Source organism: Streptomyces sp. WMMB 714 (assembly GCF_900090125.1).
Taxonomy (GTDB): Bacteria; Actinomycetota; Actinomycetes; order Streptomycetales; family Streptomycetaceae; genus Streptomyces; species Streptomyces daqingensis.
Genome location: NZ_FMHJ01000001.1, coordinates 601,376 through 621,228, shown reverse-complemented (window position 1 = coordinate 621,228; position 19,853 = coordinate 601,376). Strand labels below are relative to the sequence as shown.

Here is a 19,853-nt window from a genome sequence, read left to right as displayed (position 1 = left end):
CCGAGGTCACCGCGGCAAGCTGTGCGTACGTCAACACAGAATCTTCGTACATACGGCCGAGAACCAGTTACCTTCGTGGAACACTCTTGCGCCGGTGCCGGCGTACGGCACGTCACCACCGAGAACGGCACCGGCTGGGAGCGGCACCGCTGAGAGACGTCGCGACGACAGACGAGCGGATGCGGCGATCCTGCGGGCCACGGCCCCTGCAGGACGCGGCTCCGTGGCCATTGAGGAGGACCGCCCGTGGCAGCACAGAAGTGCTCCGGGTGCGGGGCACGCGTCCGGGAGGACGAGCCCTCGCGATGCTCGTGCGCGCGCACGGCCGTGGAGGAAGTCGACGCGATATTCGACTCCTACCGGCCGCATGAGAGCGGCGCCCAGTCCGACGACCCGGCAGACGCCGCCGCAGGCGGGACCGGGGAGGGCGGCGACGCCGGAGCGGCCGGGGACACAGGCCGGGACGGGGATGCCGGGGACGCCGGGGATTCCTCGGACCACGGGGATTCCGCGGACGACCGGGACGCCTCGTCGCGGCACTGCGGGGGAGAGGACGCGGCATCCGGGGACGGCGCTGAGCCCGCGTCGGAGAGCGGCGGCGAACCCGCCTCCGAGGCGGCAGGGGAGACTCCGGCCGGACGCGGCGGCGAGGCCGCGTCCCCGCACACCGACGCGGCCGCGGGGCCGGTCCCGGGCGATCCTGGGGGGCCCGCGGGAGACGAGGACGGGACGCGGGGCGCGCCGCGCGGCGGACGCCGCGGGAGGCGGGTCGCCCTCGGACTCGGTGCCGCGGCGACGCTGGGCACCGTCGTCTTCACGGTCGGCGCGATGAACTCGGGCCCGGTGCCGCAGGACGGCGACCCGTCGGTGCCGTCGTCGACCGACAGGGACCAGGGCCCGGAACCGATGGAGGGCTCCGACGTCGCCCCTCCCGGGAAACCGCCCCTGACGGGCACCCCCTCGAAGCCCGGCGAGGACCGCGGCACCGGAGGCGTCCGCGAGGGCGGAGGCGGCGCGGAGCACCCCGGCTCGCGTCCTCCCGCGCAGGGCGGTGCCACCTCACACCCCTCGGGCGGGGCGACCGGCGGCACCTCGCACGGCGGCGGGTCCTCCGAACCCGGTCCGTCCGGCGGTCAGTCCTCGGGGTCGCCCAGCGGCACGGCCGGGGGCGGGGACGGTTCGTCCTCGGACTCCGGCGGCTCCGGCGATTCCGAGGGGAGCGGCGGCTCGGACGGCGGCGGCGAGCACGACGGCGGGTTCCTGGGCGGTCTCCTCGGCGGCATCCTGGGCTAGGCGCTAGGGCGTCGCTACACCGGGTCCGCGTCCGGCTCGAACGCCGTCAGCAGCTCTGCCACGGCTTCGGCCGACCAGTGCCCGGCGGCTCCCGGGCGCGACGTCAGGTAGGCGGCGATGCGCCCGGGGGACCACGCGTGCGCCTCCGCCAGCCCGGAGGCGAGCTGCCACAGGTACGCGGCGGCCGGAGGGTTCCAGGCGACGTCGTCGCGGCCCCAGGGGGCCGTGAACGTCAGTACGGGAAGACCGTCGAGCATGCCCGCGCAGATCAGCGTCTCGTAGCGCCCCGGCCCCAGCTCGGCCCGGCCCGTGGCGAGCACCTCGCCGAGGTCCAGGTCGGTGCCGGGTTCCCTGCGCATCTCCTGGGCGGCGATGTCGGAGAACTGCCCCGCGGTGAGGAGGTACGCCCGCGCCGCCGTCTCACCGGCGCATTCGGGGTCGTAGAAGGCGAGACCTCCCGTCCACGTCGGCGACTCCAGCGCGAAGTACAGCTGGCCCGGCAGCATGACCGGCACCGTGCGCTCGGGCCGGCGGGTGTCGCGGCAGCCGGGGCAGGTGTGGCGCGCCCCGGGCGGCCTTCCTCCCGTCAGGTAGTAGCCGAGCCGCGCGAGATGCAGGTTGGATCCGAACGCCGCGTACCACACGCGGTCCACCTGCGCCGTGGCCTCGAACCGCTGCTCCGCGGGCGCGAGTTGCCGGGGGATCGTCATGCACACCGTTCCGCGGGGCTCGTGGGGGCGACTGCGGGGCCGGGCGGCACGGACACCGCCGGCGGGGCAACAGCATGCCAGCCGCTGCTCGCGGCGGTCGGGGCGGCTGCCGGCACGGGCCCGTCACCCGGCCCGGTGCGCGTGCCTCACCGTCCCCGGAACGGTGAGGCCGCCGGGTCTCGCGCGGCCCGAGGGACAATGGGTGTGTGGATGGGAGAAAAACCATGGGAAGCACCTCTCACCGACCCGGAAGAGGGCTGGGCTTCTGTCTCCCCTACACGGTCACCGTCGTGCTCGATCACACCGGCACTGTGACCGGCTGGTCGCAGGAAGCGAGCGAGCTGCTGGGGCACGGCGGCCCGGACGTGATCGGGAAGCCCTTCACCGACCTGGTGACCGACCCTCCGCCCAGGGGGGCGGTTCCCGAGGACGGCTTCACGCTGCTGCGGCACAGCGACGGCACCGGCCGCGAGGTGGCCCTGCGGGTCACCCCGCTCGACAGCGACGGCTACGGCAGCGGCGAGACCGGCTGGATGGTGCTCGCCACGCCAGCCGAGACCGCCGCGCAGTGCGAGCAGGGCGTCGCGATCCGCCGGGCTCTCGCCGCGCAGCCCGAGCAGCGGGGGATGGCCGTCCACGACACGGACCTGAACGTGCTGAGCACCAACGTCCCCCCTGGGGCGCCGGAGCTCGGCGGAGTGCTCTACGGGCCGGACGCCGAGGCATTCCGTGCCGTGCTGCGTGAGGCGACCGCCACCGGCCGCCCCGTCTTCGACCGGGAGGGGGCGCTGCTCAACGACGGGCGGCGCCGCACCGTCTCCCAGAGCGTGCTGCCGCTCGCCGACGTCCACGGCGACCGCAGCGGCGTGCTGTCCTTCTGGCGGGACACCACCGACCAGACGCGCATGCGCAAGCACCTCGAACTGCTGCGGGAGTCCGCGGTGCGTATCAGCGCCACCCTGGACGTCCGCCGTGTCGCCCAGGACCTCGCGGACATCCTCGTACCGGGCCTCGGCGACCTCGCCACGGTGGAACTCGCGGAGTCCGTCCTCATCGGCGACGACCCTCCCGACGCCGGCGGCTGGGACCGCCAGCGCCTCGTCCGCGTCGCCGGAGCCACCACGGGGCCGTGGCCGGAGGGCCTGCTCGCGCCCGGCACGCCGTGTCCCCCGTTCCCCGACGGCCAGGCCCTGCGGACCGTGCGGCACGGGGAGGCGGTCGTCACCGACCGCCGGGGCGCCGTCGCCGCCGTGGGCGAGGCGCAGCAGCGGCTGTTCGTGCCGCCCGGCGGCCACTCGCTCGCCGTCGCCCCCATCAGCGCCCGGGGCCTCGCCCTCGGCTTCGTCTCCGTGTGGCGCACCGACCAGGCCGACGCCATCACCGAGGACGAGCGGGTGCTCCTCACGGAGATCTGCTCCCGCGCGTCGATCTCCCTCGACAACGCCCGCCGCTACACCCGGGAGCACCGCTCGGCAGGCGCCCTGCAGCAGCGGCTCCTTCCGCGGCCCGCGACCAGCACCATGGCGGCCGAGACGGCCGGCAGCTACCGCCCGGCGGGCGGCGGCAACAGGGTCGGCGGCGACTGGTTCGACGCGATCCCCCTTCCCGGCCTGAGGACCGCCCTCGTGGTCGGGGACGTCACGGGTCACGGCCTGTACGCGGCGGCGGCCATGGGGCGGCTGAGGACGGCCATCCAGACGCTCGCCGCTCTCGAACTCGACCCCGACGACCTCCTGCACCACGTGGACGACCTCGTCCACGACCTGGCCGCCGAAGCGGACCCGGAGCAGGGGGACACGGGCGGAGCCACGTGCCTGGTCGCGGTCTGGGACCCCATCCACCAGCAGTGCACCATGGCCAGCGCCGGGCACCCTCCGCCCGTCCTCGTCACCCCCGACGGGAACGTGCGCCTGCTCGACCTTCCGCCGGGGCCGCCGCTCGGCGTGGGCGGCATGCCCTTCGAGAGCCACGTCGTGCGCCTGGAGCCCGGCAGCGTCCTCGCCCTCTACACGGACGGCCTCGTCTGCGACGACGGCGACCTGGAACGCGGCATGCGGCGGCTCTGCGACGCCCTCCAGGAGCGCTGCCGCAACGTCGAACCCCTGCAGGAGATCGGCCCCGCCCTCCTGCGCGACCTCCTCGAGGGCCACCAGCGCAACGACGACGTCGCGCTGCTGCTCGCCCGGACCCGCGCCATCTCCCCGTGGCACACCATGAGCTGGACGCTGCCCGCCGAAGCCGAGTCGGTCGGCGAGGCGCGTTCGGCGGCGGTGCGCCAGCTCGCCGCCTGGGGGCTGGGGGAGATCGCCTTCAGCGTCGAACTCGTCGTGAGCGAACTGGTCACGAACGCCGTCCGCTACGCCGGCGGCCCCGTCGGGCTGCGCCTCATCCGCTCTCCGGACGCCCTCATCGTCGAGGTCACCGACCCCAGCAGCACGGCGCCCCGCCTGCGCCGGGCGCGGGAGACCGATGAGGGCGGGCGCGGGCTGTGGCTCGTCGCGCAGATGACCACCCGGTGGGGGAGCCGGTACAGCCGGGAGGGCAACAAGACGATCTGGACGGAACAGCCCCTCACCCCCGAGCCACTGGTCGCGCCTCTCGGGACGGAGTGACCGCACGGGCCGGCCGGGTACCGCCCGGCGCGAGCCCGGCCCTCACGGGGTGTCCGATTCCGGCGCCGGCCCGGCGGCGGACGACGCCTCGTCGCGGGACGTCGCACCGTCCGTGATCCACCAGCGGGTCGCCCTTCCCGTACAGGCCGAACAGCCCGAAGTGCGCCCAGCCCAGGATCAGCTCGCCTTGCCGTCCGCGACCGTTGCCCATCCGCCGAACACCCGGCCGGGCGGGCTCCGTTCACCACCTTCGTGCCGCGTTCTCCGAGGCGCGGCGCCGGTGAGAGCGCGCGTGACCCGGAGCCGTGCCCGGCCCGAGCACGGGATCGACGATGCCGCTTGACATCCGCATCCACGCTCGTCCACCCTTTCACTACTCAATTAGTGAAAGGGTTGAGTGTGTGAGCACCGGGGGAACCGTCGAGTTCCGGATCGACCGCCGCAGCGGGGTCGCGACCTACTGGCAGATCGTCCAGCAGGCGAAGCAGGCGCTGCGGCTCGGACTGCTGCGGCCCGGTGACAAGCTGCCCACCGCCCGCGAGGTCGTCGAGGCCGCCGCGATCAACCCGAACACCGTCCTGAAGGCATACCGCGAACTCGAGCGCGAGGGCCTCGTCGAGGCCCGCCGTGGGCTGGGCACCTTCGTCCGGGCCTCGCTCGGTGCCGCCGGCGACTCGCGCTACAGGGCCGACCTGGAGCACTGGGTCGCCCGCGCCCACGAGGACGGTCTGGGCCGGGAGGACATCACGGCCCTCTTCGACTCCGTCCTCGACGGACATTTCCCGCAGGAGACCCCATGAGCAACGCCGTGGCCGCGCTGGAAGCGGCCGGAGTGGGCATGGCCTACTCGCGCCGGAAGGAAGCCGTCGTCGAAGACTGCTCCTTCCGGCTTCCCCAGGGCCGGATCTGTGCCCTCGTCGGGCCCAACGGCGCCGGGAAGTCCACGCTCCTCCGGCTCGCCGCCGGGCTGCTCCGGCCCACGTACGGCACCCTGTCGGTGCTCGGCCGAACCCCGGCCGGTGCACGCGAACGCGTCGCCTACGTCGCCCAGTCCAAACCGCTCCACCCCCACCTGTCCGTCGCCGACACGCTCCGCTTCGGCGCGGAGCTCAACCGGGACACGGGGCGATGGGACCAGCCGGCCGCCGAGCGGATCGCGTACGGGGACGAGACCCTCGACCCGTTCACGAAGATCCGCACCCTCTCCGGAGGGCAGCGCACGCGGGTGGCGCTCGCCCTGGCCATCGGCAAGCAGGCCGAGCTGATGCTGCTCGACGAGCCCATGGGCGACCTGGATCCGCTGGCCCGCGAGCAGCTGACCGGGGCCCTGATGGCCGCCGCCGAGAGCGGCACCACCATCGTGATGTCCTCGCACGTCATCGCCGAACTGGAGAGCTCGTGCGACTTCCTGCTCCTGGTGGCGGGCGGCCGGCTGCGTCTCGCCGGCGGGCTCGAAGAAGTGGTCTCCGCGCACACGCTGCTCACCGGCACGTCCGCTCTCGACACGTCCCGGCAGACAGTGATCGAGCAGCGCTCCGTGGGCCGCGGCCGCACCGCCCTGGTGAGGTCGGACGGCGCACCGGTCGGTGAGTGGCTGGCCGAGCGCCCCAGCGTCGAGGAAGTCGTACTGGCCCACCTCCGCAACACCCAGGCACCACCCCTCCTCGCCGAGGAGGCCGCACCCGAATCCGTCCGGCGCGCACAGCACGCCCGATCACAGGAGAACGCCGCATGACCGCCAGCACCGAGCGCGGCACCGACGCCCCCGACCGCATATCCAGCGACCGCCGCGGCCTCTGGACGGTGATCCGGCTCCACCGGCCCGCCATGTGGGTGTGGATCGCCTTCGTGGTGCTCACGACGGCGGCCATGCTCTGGCTGCGCTACGGCCCGTACGGAACGGGCGCCGTGGAGATCCAGGAAGGGTGCGGCACCGCCGGCGTGCGGGACTGCAGCACGATCCCGAACGACGCGGAGGCCCTCTTCCAGTTCTGGGGATTGCTCGACGAGATCGCCTCGGTGCTGCGGAACATCGCCCCCGTCGTCGCGGCCTGGGCCGGCGGGGCGGTCATCGCACGCGAACTGGAGAACGGGACGGCCGAGTTGGCGTGGACCCAGGCCGTCACTCCCACCAGCTGGCTGAAGGAGAAGCTCGCGGTTCCCGCGCTCTTCCTCACGGTCGGGGCCGGCGCGCTCGTGCTGCACTTCCGCACGCTGCTGCACTGGGCCGACGCCCACGACCTGCTCGGGGCGGGCTACGACATCCAGGACTTCTACTTCGCGTTCGGGCCGTCCACGGTCGCCCTCGTCCTGTTCGGCCTGGCGATCGGCGTCCTCACCGGCTTCCTGGCACGGGGCACCCTGCCGGCCCTCGCCGTCGCGGGTCTCGTCACCTGGGTCTCCACGTGGCTGATGAACCCGTGGCGCACCCAGATCTGGCCGGCCGTCACCCACCCCCGGAAGGGCGAGGGCCCCTTCGGGTTCGCGGCGATGCCCTGCCAGTGGAAGCAGTCCGACCACAAGTACTCCGTGGACGCCTGCCTCGGCGCGAAACCGGCCTCCCTGTACTGGCCCGTGCAGCTCGTGGAGACGGGTTTCCTCCTCCTGATCGCCGGGCTCGCCGTCGCTGCCTCCTTCTGGCTGCTGCGCCGCCGCACCCCCTGAACCGAACGCCGCGTCGCCGCCGTCGGCCCGCCGAGGGGACGGTGGCGCCGTCCGGCGTGCCCGAAAACAGTCGCACGCGCCCCGCCGGGCGCCGCAGCCCGGCCCTCGATGCGCGAGGCGGGTCCGCCCGCGCCCGAGTACCAGCCGGACCGCACACACCACGACCGAACGAGGGAACCATGACCGCGACCAAGCCGATGGAGCGAGCCGCGCCGGCACCCGGCGCACCCCGCCGGAAGCGGGACAGCCGACTGTGGGAGCCGGCGGGCCTGGCGCTGTGCGCGGCGCTCGCGCTCGCGCTCGCCGCATCGTCCCCGCCGTGGGTGCCGCAGCAGATCTGGGGCATGTGCGCGGCGCCCGCCTACGCGGCCGCCGCCGTGACTGCCGTGAGACGCCCCGGGCGGTGGGCGCCCCCCACCCGGGCGGTCGCCGTCGCCGGAGCCGTCGTGCTGCCGCTCGTGCTGCTGGCCGTGCTCGGCAAGGCGCAGATGGAGGTCGGCGTCGTCGAGCGGGCGGGGGAGCTCCTGCTGTCCACCGGCAACCCCTACGCGGACGATCCGCGCCAGGTCAGCGACTTCAACCCCTACCTTCCCGGCATGGCGCTGTTCGGCCTGCCCGCAGCGGTGTTCGGCGACGTCCCCGGCCTCGGCGTCCTCGCCGGGCCGCGCCTGTGGTTCGCCGTCTGCTTCCTCGCGGCGATGGCCGCCGCCGCGCGCGTGGCGGGGGCGGGCTCCCGGGCCCGGCCGGCGCTGACGCTGGTGGCCGCCTGCCCTGCTGTCGCGCTGCCGCTGGCGATCGGCGGCGTGGACCCGCCGGTCGTGGGGCTGATGTGCCTGGGACTCGCCTTCGCGGGCAGGGGGGACGGCGGCCGGGCCGGCGTCGCACTGGGGCTGGCCGCCGCACTGAAGTGGACGGCCTGGCCGGCCCTGCCGGTCGTCTTCGTCCTGCTGGCGGTGCGTCACCGCAAGGCCGTCCTGCGGTGCGCGGCGTCCGCGGCGGGCGTGCTCGCGCTGGTGTCCGCTCCGGTGCTCATGACCGGTCCGCGGGCGTGCGTGCAGCACGTCGTCCTCTACCCGCTGGGTCTCGCCGAGGTGCCGTCGTCCGCCGCGAGCCCGCTCCCGGGGCACCTGCTGGCGACCCATGTCCCGCACGGGAATGCCATCGCCGTCGGCGCGCTGGCCGTCTGCGCCGCCCTGATGGCCGCGTCGCTCCTCGTCCGCCCGCCGCGCAGCGGCTCCGCCGCGGCCGAGCGGATCGCGCTGGGCCTGGCGCTGGCGATGCTGCTCGCGCCGGCCACCAGGAGCGGCTACGTCATCTACCCGCTCGTCCTCTTCTGCTGGTTCCGCCTCACACGTCCCAGCGCCGAGGGTGCGAACTCCGCGCCCGTACGGACCGGAACGGCCTGCCGCTACGGCCGTCTGCTCGCCGCCCGGGCACCGCGGACGCCCGTCCGTCCGCACTGCAGCGGTGACTTGCACCGCGCGGGCCGTCACCCCCGTCGCGGAGGCACCGGAGACGCCGCCGGACGCCGGTGCGCCCTCCGCCGGCAGCCGGGGCGGCGCGAGGCCCGCGACACCGCCCGGCCCGAAGGGCGGCCGGGCCGCACGAGGTTCGCCGCGCTGGCGCGCTGGTCCAGTCTCCTGCCGGGATCGCGGTCGGGATCGCGGTCCGGGTCGCCGTCGGGGGCGCGGTCGCGGTCGCGGTCGTGACGAGCGGGGGCTGCCGCGGGGGCGGAACGACGGGTCCGCCACAGGGTGTGCGGCTTCGCCGGATTCGCCTCCGCAGCAGTCGGCAGGGGGCGTATCGCCCGGGCGGAGTCCGCGGTGGAGACGGGCCGGTGGGACGAACCGGCACCACTCGCCACCAACTCACTCACCGGCAGGAACAGCTTTGGCCCAAGGCTGCTAAGACTATGGCGCTCGGGGCCCGAGTGCGCTGGACTTGACGTCGACCACCCATGACATCGACGCGGATCCCGGCGTCGAATCCGCACGCGAAGCATCGCCTTGTGACCACGTCACCCCCGCGACCCCCATGCCTCGCGACGGAGACGCCGTGAACCGCCGGGAATCGACCCGGGGGAACCGGATGGACTGCGTGAACCTCTCAGATGCGGAGCTGCTCCGTCTCGTACGGGCGGGCGGGGAACGCTCCGCCTCCGCGCTCCAGGAGCTCGAGCAGCGCCACTTCCCCGCCGTGCGGACCTTCGCAGCCGTCAGCGCCGTCCACATGCAGGCCGCCGCCGAACTGGCCTACCAGGCCTGGCAGGGCGCGCTGCGGCAGCAGCTCGACGGCGGAGCGGACGGCGCCGTGCGCGCGTGCGTGCTCTCCTCCGTGCTGCGGACGGCGTCAGCGTGGGCGCAGGGCCACCAACGCTCCGTGCTGCACCCGCAGTTGGCGGCCTGGGTCGACGCGACCGGCGCGATGATGCTGAACGGCACGACCCCGGGGGACCCCTACTCGCTCGCCGCCCGCGCCTTCGCCGCCCTGCCGCCCCACAGCCAGACGGTCCTGTGGCACCGGACGGTCGAGGGCGACGACAGCGCGTTCACCGGCCGGCTGGCAGGCGCCGGACCGGGCGAGGTGCCGATGCTGCTGAGCCGGGCGACGGAGGAGCTCTACAACTCGTACGTCCACGCCCTGGGCGACGCCCCGCACGAGGAATGCGGCCGCTACCACCGGCTCGTACTGGCCTACGCGGACACGCGGGCCGCCAACATCGCCACCGAGGTCGCACCCCACCTCCAGCGGTGCGCCCGCTGCTCCGGGATCGTCACCGACCTCGGCAGCGTGCGCCACGACTGCGGTGCGCTGCTGGCGCGGGCGCTGCTGCCGTGGGGCGGCCTGGAGCACGCCACCCGTGGCACGCACGGGGACGCGATCTACAGCCTCATGCCCGGGGTGGGCGGGACGGGCACGGCGCCCACCGCCGCCCCGCCGGCGGACGACTGGACGTCCGAGGGCCCGGCGCCCGCCCCCGCCGGCGACGGGGGCACGCGGTCCGGAACCCAGCCGGCCGGCAGGGGGAGGCACGCGGCCCTCGCGCCCGCGCAGGGCAGGAGGCGGCACGCGGCCCCCGCGGCGGAGGGAAGGGGCCACGCGCGTCCGAGCGCCAGGCGCCGCGTCGACCTGGTGGTGCGGTGCACCGCTCTCGCCGGTGTCTGCACCGTCGGCGCCGTCTTCGCCTTCGGCCTCGTCGGGAACGACGGCGCGGGCAGCGGTCCGCAGGTCAAGGAGCCGGCGCTGTCGGCCAAGGAGGCGCCGGCCGCCATCGACACGCCCAGCCCCGCCCGTGCGACGGCCAAGGCGAAGTCCACCTCGCGGCCCTCCACGAAGCCGCCGAGGACCAGCGCTCCGGCACCCCGGCCGAGCGATCCGCGGCCTTCCGCGCCGTCCGTCGGCAGCGCCTCGGTGGCGTGGCTGTTCGAGAAGGCCGACGGCAGGAACGTGACGTCCGACAGCTCGGGCAACGGCAAGGACGGCTCGCTGTTCGGCGCGTCCCGTCCGATACCCGTCAACGGCGTTCTGCCTCTCGACGGCAGCCAGTTCGTGGCCGCGCCGGGCCCCGTCGTGGACACCAGCAGCAGCTTCTCCGTGTCGGTTCAGGTCAGGCTGGACCGCACGGACCTCTCGCAGACCGTCGTGAGCCAGGACTCCTCCGAGGCCAGCGCGTTCATGCTGCGGTACGACGCGGACGAGGCCCAGTGGGAGATGCGGATACCGAGGCAGGACTCGGGCGACGCCGAGGGTGCCGCGGACGTGGCCGTCTCACGGACCCCGGTCAGGCCCGGCGTGCCGACCCACCTGACCGGTGTCTACGACGACGCCGCCGACCAGGTCCGCTTGTACGTGGACGGCCGCCTGGCCCAGACCGTGGAGCGCACCGACGACTTCGCGTCGTCGGAGAGGTTCATCGTGGGCCGCGGACTGTCGGGCAACGAGTTCTTCCAGGGACTCGTCGGGGCAGTCGACGACGTCCAGGCGTTCGGGAGGGCCGTCTCCTCGGCCGAGGCGAAGGCGCTGGCGCAGAAGTCCTGACGGGTCCCGTCCCGCCCGCGCCTCCCCGCGGCGCGGGCGGCGTGCGTCATGTCCGGCTCCCCGGCTCGCACGCTCCGCGAGCCGGGGATTCCGCTGCCTCAGCGGCGGAAGGCCGCTGCACCGGCGCACGCCCGTGCAGCGACCACCGCTCGGCTGTCGTTCCGCGGCCGGACTCCGGCACGCCTCAGCTGCTCACCCCGCGGTCGAGCTCCCAGAGCTGCAGCAGCGACGAGGAGTTGAGCGCCCACTCCACACCGGTGATGTCGTCGTGCGCCGCGACGTACTGCTTGCCCTGCCACAGCGGCAGCACGGGGACGTCGTCGGCCACGATGTCCTGGGCGCGGGCGAAACTCTTCGAGGCGTCGGCGCGCTCCGGCTCCCGCCGGGTGTCCGGGATGAGCTCCTCGCGGATCTCCTTGCTGGAGTACGGGGAGTTGAGGACGTTGTCCTTCGCGAAGAAGGGCGCGATGAAGTTGTCCGCGTCGGGGAAGTCCGGCAGCCAGGCGAAGCCGTAGACCTGGTACTCCCCCCTGAGCGACGCGGTGCTGTACGACGTCGGGGGCTCGATCTCCACGCTCGCGTCGAAGAGCCCGGAGTCGTTCAGCTGCTTCTCCAGCAGCGCGAACTCCTTGGCGCCGGAGCCGCCCTTGCCGACCTGGGGGTAGTGGAGCGAGAGCCGCACCGGGGTCTTCACGTCGGCCTTGCGCAGGGTGCGCTTCGCGGCCTTCTCGTCCGGCTCCCCGTACTCGTTGAAGAAGGAGTTGGTGTGCCCCACCAGTCCGCCGGGCACGACGGAGAACAGGGGCTCGGCGGTACGCGGATACACCGTACTGACGAGCTGCTTGCGGTCGATGACCTGGGCGAACGCCTGACGGACGGCGCGCCGGCCCACCGTCTCGTCCTCCGTGTCGAAGACGAGGTAGCGGACGGCCTGCCCGGGCTGCTCGACGAGCTTGATCTGGTCGTCGCGGTCCGCCTCCAGCTGCTCGATGTAGCGCGACGAGACGCCGCCGTTCATCAGGTCGACGTCGCCCGAGTCGAGCGCCTTCTGAAGGCTCTTGGAGGAGTTGAAGAAGCGCAGCTCGATCTTTTCGCTCTTCGCCCGTGAGGCTCCCCGGTAGTCGGGGTTGCCGGAGAGGAGCACCTTGCGCCGCTTGGCGTCGAAGTCGTCGAGTACGTACGGTCCCGAGCCCGTTCCCTTGAAGCCCTTGGCGAGGCGGTCCGCGGGATAGGTCTGGCTGTCGACGATCGAGGCGGCGGGCGTGGCCAGCTTGTAGGGGAAGGTGGCGTCCGGCTTCTTCAGATGGAAGACGACCTTGTTGCCGGCCTCCGCCTCGACCTCGTCGACGTTGCTGAACAGCGAGGCCGGCCCGCCCTTGAAGTCGATGAGGAGCAGGCGCTCGAGCGAGAACTCCACGTCCTCGGCGTTCAGTTTGTTCCCGTTGGAGAAGGTCAGCCCTTCCCGCAGCGTGCAGCTGTACTGCTCGTTCCGCTTGTCGGTGAAGCCGCACTTCTCGGCGGCGTCGGTCACCGGTTCGGTGCCCGTACGGGGCGGCCGCAGCAGCGTCTGGAACGTGTTGCGCATGATGTTCCAGGAGCTGTCGTCGTACGAGGCAGCCGGGTCGAAGGGTGCCGGGGTGTCCTCGGTGACCGCGACTCTCGCGGTCGTCCCCACCACGATGGTCCCGCCACTGCCCTCTTTCCCGCTCATCCCGCCGCTGCAGGCGGCGAGAGTGGAGGCGAGCAGCCCGGCCAGGGCAAGTGGCGTAAGAGTCCTGCGGTTCATGAACGGCGCCCTCCTTGGTCTGTCCCACAGGCGAATGGCGCGGAGAGACGCCAATACTTTCCGCAGTGACAGTCCGGTGCAGGATGGCGCGGAACGCCACCCTGCACCGGACAAAAGATCACCGGGTCCGCAAGACGGATGCAGGAACGTATCGCACGTCAACGAACCAATGCGGGCACAGTGGTTCGTGGATCGCCCGTCTGACTCGATATCCACCACATGAGTACGGAATTTTCGATGCCTTGCTCGATTATAAGCGCGAGAGCAGCAACTCCGGTGGCGTGCGGGCGAGTTCGCTCATCATTGAGCGCCCGTCAAGAACTGGAAAACGCCAATGTCCCGTGCCCCTTGGGGAATTCGTTCCTGATTTCCGGATCGCAGCGTCATTGTCCGGGTATGGCAAGCCGGGCGGAAGGCGCCGGAGTGAACCACGGGCGATGAAATGTCTTCCGGTCCGGGGTGGCGCGAGAAGTCGCCTCGTGTATCCGGCCGGCGGTAAAGGCACCGGGCAGCCGGGCACGACCGTATTCAGGTCCACGCAGGCCGATGAGCACTTCCCGCCGATCCGCGAAGTGGCTGGAATGACAGGGGTCGAAACGCGGACTTTAGCACCGTCCGCGGTCCGTGAATGCCGGTCCGGACGGGTCCTCCGGGAATCGCCTCCCGGGGCCCGGTGCGCGTCGACGGCTGAGGGCGGGAAGGGGGCCGTACGCGATGCCCCCGGGGGCGCAGGGCCGGCGCTGCCCTTTCGCGGACGCATTCCGCTTCGGCCGGAGCGTACGTCTGTCCGGGCTGTCGTCGCCCTGCGAATGACGAGGACCAGCATGGCTGAAATGCGCGCCCCACGCCTGAAGAGGAGTGCTCCTCGTGCTCCTCGTCCGTCGCGACGGCCGGGTTCAGCCGCGTCCGGTCATGTGTTCTTCTCCTCGACGCCGTAGGCGGCGACCTTGCGGACGGCGATGATCGCCACCGTCAGCAGGATGCCGCCCCACGACAGGTCCCCGGCGAGGCGCATCAGCCCGGCCGCCATGAGGAAGTCCAGGAGCAGCGGCAGTGCCGTGCGGATCCGTCGCGTGGCCGCGTAGGCCGTCAGGAAGGACACCACGCCGGCCGCGGTGACGAGCAGCGCCGCCGCCTCGATCGCGGTGGCCACCTCACGGCGCCTTCCGCCGGCCGGTGCCGGTGCCCGTCCCCGCCTCTGTTCCCGCGGGCGGGCCCGGTTCCGCTTCCGTCTCGCGCTCGATCTCGGCACGTTCCTGGGCGATCTCGCGGCTCAGGAAGTAGTTGAGCGCGGTCCGGATGGCGGCGATCGCGGCGAGCTGCCCGATCTCGGTGAAGCTGGGCGCCACCGCGGTCCGCAGCACGTCGCCCGCGAGCTGGAACTCGAGGCCCAGCACGAGGAACCGGCCCAGCGTCAGCCGGATGCGGTTGAAGCCCTCCGCGCGCCCCCGGCCGCGTACGACGGCCGCGATGAAGCGCCCGAACGCCCAGCAGGCCCCCACGAAGATGATCAACGCGCCCGCGGTCTCCACCACCCGTACGAGGACGCCGATGGCCTCACGCAGGTCCGGTTCCGGCAGTAGCTCCCACGAAAGGATCATGCCTGGGCGTTACCCGTCGGCCTGAGCCCCTCTCACCGGCCGTGTCCCAGGCCCTTCCAATGGCAGACACGCCAGGCACCGCGGACTGGAACCCGGTCGGCTGCGGCCCTGGAGTCCGGTTACCCGTCAGGTAATCGACCCCTGTGCCCGCCGATGGGACGCTTCGGGCGACCGAGCCGGAACCGCCGGAAGGACGCCATGCCCGCCTACGTCATCGCGCATCTGCGAGAGGCACCCCCGCACCCGGACATCGCCGAGTACATCGAGCGACTGCCCGCCACCTTCGAGCGGTACGGCGGGAGTTACCTCGTGCACGCCGCACAGCACGAGGTGAAGGAAGGGAGCTGGCCCGGGCACGTCGTGATGATCGGCTTCCCGGGAGCGGCCGAGGCGCGGGCCTGGTGGGACTCGCCCGCGTACCGGGAGATCGCGCCGCTTCGCCGCCGGCACATCGAGGGCGACATCATCCTGGTCGACGGCGTTCCCGAGGGCTACGACCCGGCCGGGGCCGTGCGGGCGATGCGCGACGCCCTGCCTGCCGGATAGCGCCCGCCCCGGCGGGGCCCGCGACGGCCCGCCACGTGGGACGGCGTCGGTGTCCGTGTGCGCGGGCCGCCTTCGTTGCCGGCCTGTCGGCCGCCGCCGTACGGTTGCCGGCATGCCGCACGACCAGCAACCGCCGCGGCCGGCCGAAACGCTGCGCGCGGCCTACCTCGCCTTCGACGCCGTGGTCTCGACGGTCACGGACGAACAGTCGTGGCTGCCGAGCGGATGCGCGGGCTGGTCGGTGCGCGACCTCGTCTTCCACTGCCTGGGCGACGCGCGCCGCGGCCTGGTCGCGCTGCACACCCCCGCCGAAGGGCGACCGGACCGGGACGCCGTCACGTACTGGGAGGACTGGCGCCCCGGGACGGCCCGCGCGCACGCCGGCCGGAGGCAGGTGCGGGCCGTGGCCGGCCTGTTCCCGCACATGGACGAACTCCGCGAGGAGTATGCGGAGACGGTCGCCGCGGTCGTGCACGCAGCGGAGGCGACCGCGGCGGACAAGGGGGGAAGCGCGGCGGCCGAGAAGCCGGTGGCGACTCAGGGCCACGCCCTGACCGCCGGCGACCTGATGTGCACGCTCGCTGTCGAGGCGACGGTCCACCATCTCGACCTCGTCGTCTCGTTGCCCGACGCTCCCGGGCCCTCGGCGGAGGGCCTCCGGCTGGTGCGGCGCACGCTCGACGGGCTCCTCGGGTGGTCGGCCCCGGCCACGTGGGACGACGTGCGGTACGCGCGAGTGGGGACCGGGCGTGCGCCCCTGACCGGTGCCGAGCGGGAGGCTCTGGGGGCGGACGCCGACCGCTTCCCGCTGTTCGGATGAGCACCCCGGCCGGGCCCGGCCCCTGCGGTCCGCCCGGCAGCGGGGCCGGAAGCAGCCGCACCGGAACGCCCGCCCCAGTACGGGTGCCCGGGGCGAGCGCCATCCCCGATCCCCTTCGGTGCCCGGCTAATTGGTTTGCCGCTGTTCGGCCCGTTCGGATAGGAAGCCTCCATGCTGAGGGGCGAGAAGGTCGGGCTCAGGGCCCGGCACGACGAGGACATTCCGGTACTGCGGTCCGAGCTCCACGGCGACGTGGTCAACTCCTCGCGGGCCGAGGGCGGCCCCTGGCGGCCGATCACGCCCGGCTCGAAGGACGCGCCGTTCGTCGTGGACGACAAGGAGCAGAAGATCGTCCCGTTCTCCGTGGTGGAGCTGGAAGGCGGCTCGCTGATCGGCAGCGCGAACCTGTGGGGCATCGACACCCACAACCGGTTCGCGCACCTCGGGCTGGGGCTGCTGCCGTCCTCCCGCGGCAAGGGCTACGGCACCGACGTGGTCGAGGTGCTGTGTCACTACGGATTCGTCGTGCGCGGCATGCAGCGGCTGCAGATCGAGACGCTCTCCGACAACGCCGGGATGCTGCGGGCCGCCGAGCGCAACGGCTTCGTCCGGGAGGGCGTCATGCGCTCCTCGGCCTGGGTGCTGGGCGAGTTCATGGACGAGGTGGTGCTGGGGCTGCTCGCCCACGAGTGGAAGCCGGCGTCGAAGAGCTGATCCGTCCGCAACGGCGCGGGACATGACGCTCCGTGAGCGTCGCACCCCGTGCCCGGGCCCCGGCCTCCGGTCCACGCCCAGGCACACCGCCGCGTCGAACTGCCCGCCCGCCGTCCGGCGGCCGGCCGCGGGCGATGCGGCGGTCGTGCGGCATCCGTGCGTGCCACGATGCTGCCATGCAGGTCATCGTGGTGGGTGCGGGCCAGGTCGGCCACACCGTGGTCAAGTCGCTCGCCGAGACGCACGAGTGCACGGTGATCGACCTCGACGAGGAGCGCCTGCAGGCGCTCTCGCACGTCTACGACGTGCGGATCACGCACGGTAGCGGCGTGCGCCGCGAGACGCTGCTCGAAGCGGGCGTGGCCGACGCCGACCTCGTCCTGGCGTGCACATCGCGCGACGAGGTCAATCTGGTGATCGCCATGCTCGCCCGCAGGCTGTCGTCGGCGCGGACGGTGGTGCGTGCCACCGACATGGACTACCTGGCGGCCTGGCGTGCGGGCGACCTGGACGTGGACCTCCTCGTCTCGACGGCGTTCGAGACCGCGAGCGCGGTGGCGCGCGTCCTCGAGGTTCCGGGCGCCCGCCACGTCGACTTCTTCGCCGGCGGAGAGGTGGTCGTACTCGGGATCGACGTGCGCGAGGAGAAGCCTCCGGAGTTCACCGGCCGCCTCCGGGGGGAGGCGGAGCGGCCCGCGGCGTCGCGGCTCGTCGCCGTCGTACGGGACGGGAGCTGGGTCAAGCCCGGCTCCCACGCGGACGTCCGGCCCGGTGACTGGGTGATCGTGATGGCGTCACTGCCGGCCGCACGTGCGTGGAGCCGGCTGGTCGCGGGCGCCGCCCCCGTCGACGACGTGGCCCTCTTCGGCGGCGGGCGCGTCGGGACTGCCATCGCCCGGGTGCTGCTCGACAAGGGGATCTCCGTGCGGCTGATCGAACCGGACCCGGCGCGGGCGCACGCGGCCGCCGACTCGCTCGCCGGGGCACGCGTGTTCCAGGGGACGGGCCTCGACCCGGAGTTCATCCGCCGGGAGCGCATCGGCACGGCCAGGGCGGCCGTGTTCGCCGGCGGCGACGACTCCCGCAACCTCCACGCCGCGGTGCTGGCGAAGGTTCACGGGGTGGAGCTCACGATGTCGGTCCTCGAAGACCCCGCCGCGGCCGAGGTGTTCGAGGCCGCGGGTGTCGATGTCGCGATCGCCCCCGGTGACGAGACCGCGGAGAAGATGGCCCGCTTCACGTTCCACGAACGCACGCACCAGATGGCGATGCTGGAGGACGGCCGTTTCGAGGTCCTCGACATCACCGTCCGGCCGGAGAGCCGGTTCGCGCACCGCCCCGTCGACGCGCTCCGCGGGGCCGGTGTGGGCGCCCTCGTCCGCGACGGCACGGTGCTCTTCCCCGACGGGGACGACCTGCTGCGCCCGGGAGACCGCGCGATCGTCCTCACCGAGCCCGAAAGCGCTCCCGCGATCGAGCGCGACCTGTGACGCTCCCGCGCCTCACGCCGGTTCGCCGGTGGCGCCCGTACCGGCGGATCGGCGTCGACGTGCGGACGGCACTGGGCGTCGTCGGCGCCCTGCTGACGTGGTTCGCCGTCGCGTTCGCCGCCCCGGCTGCCGTTGCGCTCGCGTCGGGCGGACCGCCGTGGCCCTTCCTCGCCGCGGGACTCGGAGCGGCGGCGGCAGGCCTCGCGCTGAAGCGCCTGACGGGCAGGCGTCCCCCGCTGGGTGTCCGGGAGGGGTTCCTGGTGGTCGTCGCCGTCTGGCTGCTCGTGCCCGCTTTCGGTGCGCTGCCGTTCGTCCTGGGCCGCGTCCCCCAGCTCCGCCACCCCGTGGACGCGTACTTCGAGGCGATGTCGGGCTTCACCGCCACCGGCGCGACCGTCCTGACCGACGTGAGCGCACTCGAACCCGCCATGCTCTTCTGGCGACAGTCCACCCAGGTGCTGGGCGGCCTGGGGGTCATCGTCCTCGCGCTGGCGGTGCTGCCGCGACTGCGCATCGGCGGCCGTGAACTCCTCAGCTACGAACTGCCGGGAGGCTCCGTCGAGGTCGAGTCGCTCGGCACGACCATCCGCGACACCGCCCAGCGGCTCTGGAAGGTCTACGTCGCGGTGACGGTGCTCGGCGTCCTGGCCCTCGCCTGCCTCGGGTGGAGCGGGCTGGACCGGCGCATGGACCTCGCCGGCGCGTTCTCCTACGGGACGTCGGCCGTGGCCCTCGGCGGATTCGCCCCCGACGCCGGCTCGGCCCGGGGCCTCGCCCCCGTGACGCAGTGGGTGCTGTGCGGGCTGATGGCGGTCGCGGGAGTGAACCTGCTGCGGCTGTACCGGCTCGCCGCGCTGCGCCAGTACCGGGGCGTGGCCCGCGACGACGAGCTGCGCCTGTATCTCTGCCTGCTCGTCGTGGGCACGTCGGTCCTGGCTGCCGAACTGGTCCCGGGCGGCCCCGCGGAGGACGCGCCGGGGGACGTCCGGCACGCGGCCTTCCAGGCGGTCTCCACCATGACCACCACCGGTCTGGCGACGGTGGACTGGTCGACCTGGGGAACGCTCGCGACGGTCACCCTGCTGGGGCTGATGTTCGTCGGGGCCTGCGCCGGATCGGCGAGCGGCTCCATCAAGGTCGTCCGGCACCTCACCCTCTTCCGCTTCGCCCGCCGCGAGCTGGAACAGGCCGTCCACCCCGACGCCGTCATCCCGGTACGGGTCAGCGGGCGGGTCGTCGAGGCCCCTGCGCTCCGCTCCGTGCTGCTGTTCGTCGTCCTCTACGTGGTCACGCTCGCACTCGGGACCCTCTGCGTCGCCGTCGACGCCGCGACGGGCACGGGCGGCACGGACGCGTTCACGGCGCTGGGCGCCGCGGCGGCCTGCCTCGGGAACGTGGGCCCGGCGTTCGGCGAGGTGGGCCCGTTCGGTTCCTACGCGCCGCTCGGTCCGGTGTCGAAGACGGCCCTGACGGCCCTCATGCTGCTCGGCAGAATCGAGATCGTCCCCCTGGCGGTGCTGCTCCACCGGAACTACTGGCGCGCGTAACCGCCGCGGCCGGAAGCGGAGGGCATCGAAAA

Annotated in this window: 16 protein-coding genes; 12 read left to right on the top strand and 4 right to left on the bottom strand. The window is 73.3% G+C overall.

The annotated features are described in order from the left end of the window. Positions 1-246: 246 nt before the first annotated feature. Entirely contained in the window at positions 247-1,293 is a 1,047-nt protein-coding gene (locus tag H181DRAFT_RS28660) for a hypothetical protein (protein ID WP_045862462.1), read from the top strand. A gap of 14 nt (positions 1,294-1,307) precedes the next feature. Here the strand turns inward: H181DRAFT_RS28660 and H181DRAFT_RS02615 are convergent, their stop codons facing one another. After that, a complete protein-coding gene (locus H181DRAFT_RS02615) occupies positions 1,308-2,003 on the bottom strand; it encodes a hypothetical protein (RefSeq protein WP_045862461.1) in 696 nt (231 codons plus the stop codon). A 224-nt stretch (positions 2,004-2,227) separates the two neighbouring features. Here H181DRAFT_RS02615 and H181DRAFT_RS02610 point away from each other — a divergent pair, with 224 nt between their 5' ends. The 6 genes from H181DRAFT_RS02610 to H181DRAFT_RS02585 all read left to right on the top strand — a co-directional run bounded on the left by H181DRAFT_RS02610 (position 2,228) and on the right by H181DRAFT_RS02585 (position 11,317). Then, positions 2,228-4,615 carry an ATP-binding SpoIIE family protein phosphatase gene (locus H181DRAFT_RS02610; RefSeq protein WP_052708413.1) on the top strand — a complete coding sequence of 796 codons (2,388 nt, stop codon included), beginning with the start codon at positions 2,228-2,230 and terminating at the stop codon, positions 4,613-4,615. Positions 4,616-5,016: 401 nt separating this feature from the next. Next, positions 5,017-5,415, top strand: a complete 399-nt coding sequence (locus tag H181DRAFT_RS02605) for a GntR family transcriptional regulator (RefSeq protein ID WP_045862460.1) — start codon at positions 5,017-5,019, stop codon at positions 5,413-5,415. Beyond that, positions 5,412-6,350 (top strand): ATP-binding cassette domain-containing protein, encoded by a 939-nt coding sequence (locus tag H181DRAFT_RS02600; RefSeq protein ID WP_045862459.1) that lies wholly within the window; start codon positions 5,412-5,414, stop codon positions 6,348-6,350. Before H181DRAFT_RS02605 ends, H181DRAFT_RS02600 begins: the two co-directional genes overlap by 4 nt. Then, on the top strand, positions 6,347-7,279 hold the full coding sequence (locus H181DRAFT_RS02595) for a hypothetical protein (protein ID WP_052708412.1): 933 nt from the start codon (positions 6,347-6,349) through the stop codon (positions 7,277-7,279). The genes H181DRAFT_RS02600 and H181DRAFT_RS02595 overlap by 4 nt, the downstream gene beginning before the upstream one ends. Positions 7,280-7,458: 179 nt before the next feature. Beyond that, positions 7,459-8,988 carry a glycosyltransferase family 87 protein gene (locus H181DRAFT_RS02590; protein WP_074467671.1) on the top strand — a complete coding sequence of 510 codons (1,530 nt, stop codon included), beginning with the start codon at positions 7,459-7,461 and terminating at the stop codon, positions 8,986-8,988. Between the two features lie 388 nt (positions 8,989-9,376). Beyond that, positions 9,377-11,317 (top strand): LamG domain-containing protein, encoded by a 1,941-nt coding sequence (locus H181DRAFT_RS02585; protein WP_139131657.1) that lies wholly within the window; start codon positions 9,377-9,379, stop codon positions 11,315-11,317. Between the two features lie 184 nt (positions 11,318-11,501). Here H181DRAFT_RS02585 and H181DRAFT_RS02580 read toward each other — a convergent pair whose 3' ends face one another. From H181DRAFT_RS02580 to H181DRAFT_RS02570, 3 genes are all read right to left on the bottom strand, one after another. After that, entirely contained in the window at positions 11,502-13,103 is a 1,602-nt protein-coding gene (locus tag H181DRAFT_RS02580) for an ABC transporter substrate-binding protein (protein WP_045862457.1), read from the bottom strand. Between the two features lie 910 nt (positions 13,104-14,013). After that, positions 14,014-14,256: a hypothetical protein gene (locus H181DRAFT_RS02575; protein WP_045862456.1), complete on the bottom strand. Its 243-nt coding sequence runs from the start codon at positions 14,254-14,256 to the stop codon at positions 14,014-14,016. 1 nt (position 14,257) lies between these two features. Further along, positions 14,258-14,704, bottom strand: a complete 447-nt coding sequence (locus H181DRAFT_RS02570; RefSeq protein ID WP_045862455.1) for a DUF1622 domain-containing protein — start codon at positions 14,702-14,704, stop codon at positions 14,258-14,260. A gap of 198 nt (positions 14,705-14,902) precedes the next feature. Here H181DRAFT_RS02570 and H181DRAFT_RS02565 point away from each other — a divergent pair, with 198 nt between their 5' ends. The 5 genes from H181DRAFT_RS02565 (at position 14,903) to H181DRAFT_RS02545 (ending at position 19,821) form a co-directional block, all read left to right on the top strand. Further along, positions 14,903-15,250: a DUF1330 domain-containing protein gene (locus tag H181DRAFT_RS02565; RefSeq protein ID WP_045862454.1), complete on the top strand. Its 348-nt coding sequence runs from the start codon at positions 14,903-14,905 to the stop codon at positions 15,248-15,250. A gap of 112 nt (positions 15,251-15,362) precedes the next feature. Then, positions 15,363-16,070 carry a maleylpyruvate isomerase N-terminal domain-containing protein gene (locus tag H181DRAFT_RS02560; RefSeq protein ID WP_052708411.1) on the top strand — a complete coding sequence of 236 codons (708 nt, stop codon included), beginning with the start codon at positions 15,363-15,365 and terminating at the stop codon, positions 16,068-16,070. A gap of 171 nt (positions 16,071-16,241) precedes the next feature. Beyond that, positions 16,242-16,784: a GNAT family N-acetyltransferase gene (locus H181DRAFT_RS02555; RefSeq protein ID WP_045862453.1), complete on the top strand. Its 543-nt coding sequence runs from the start codon at positions 16,242-16,244 to the stop codon at positions 16,782-16,784. 176 nt (positions 16,785-16,960) lie between these two features. Next, positions 16,961-18,274, top strand: a complete 1,314-nt coding sequence (gene trkA, locus H181DRAFT_RS02550) for a Trk system potassium transporter TrkA (RefSeq protein ID WP_045862452.1) — start codon at positions 16,961-16,963, stop codon at positions 18,272-18,274. Further along, positions 18,271-19,821, top strand: coding sequence for a TrkH family potassium uptake protein (locus H181DRAFT_RS02545; RefSeq protein ID WP_254666667.1), 1,551 nt, complete (start codon positions 18,271-18,273; stop codon positions 19,819-19,821). Before trkA ends, H181DRAFT_RS02545 begins: the two co-directional genes overlap by 4 nt. The last annotated feature ends 32 nt before the right edge of the window (positions 19,822-19,853 follow it).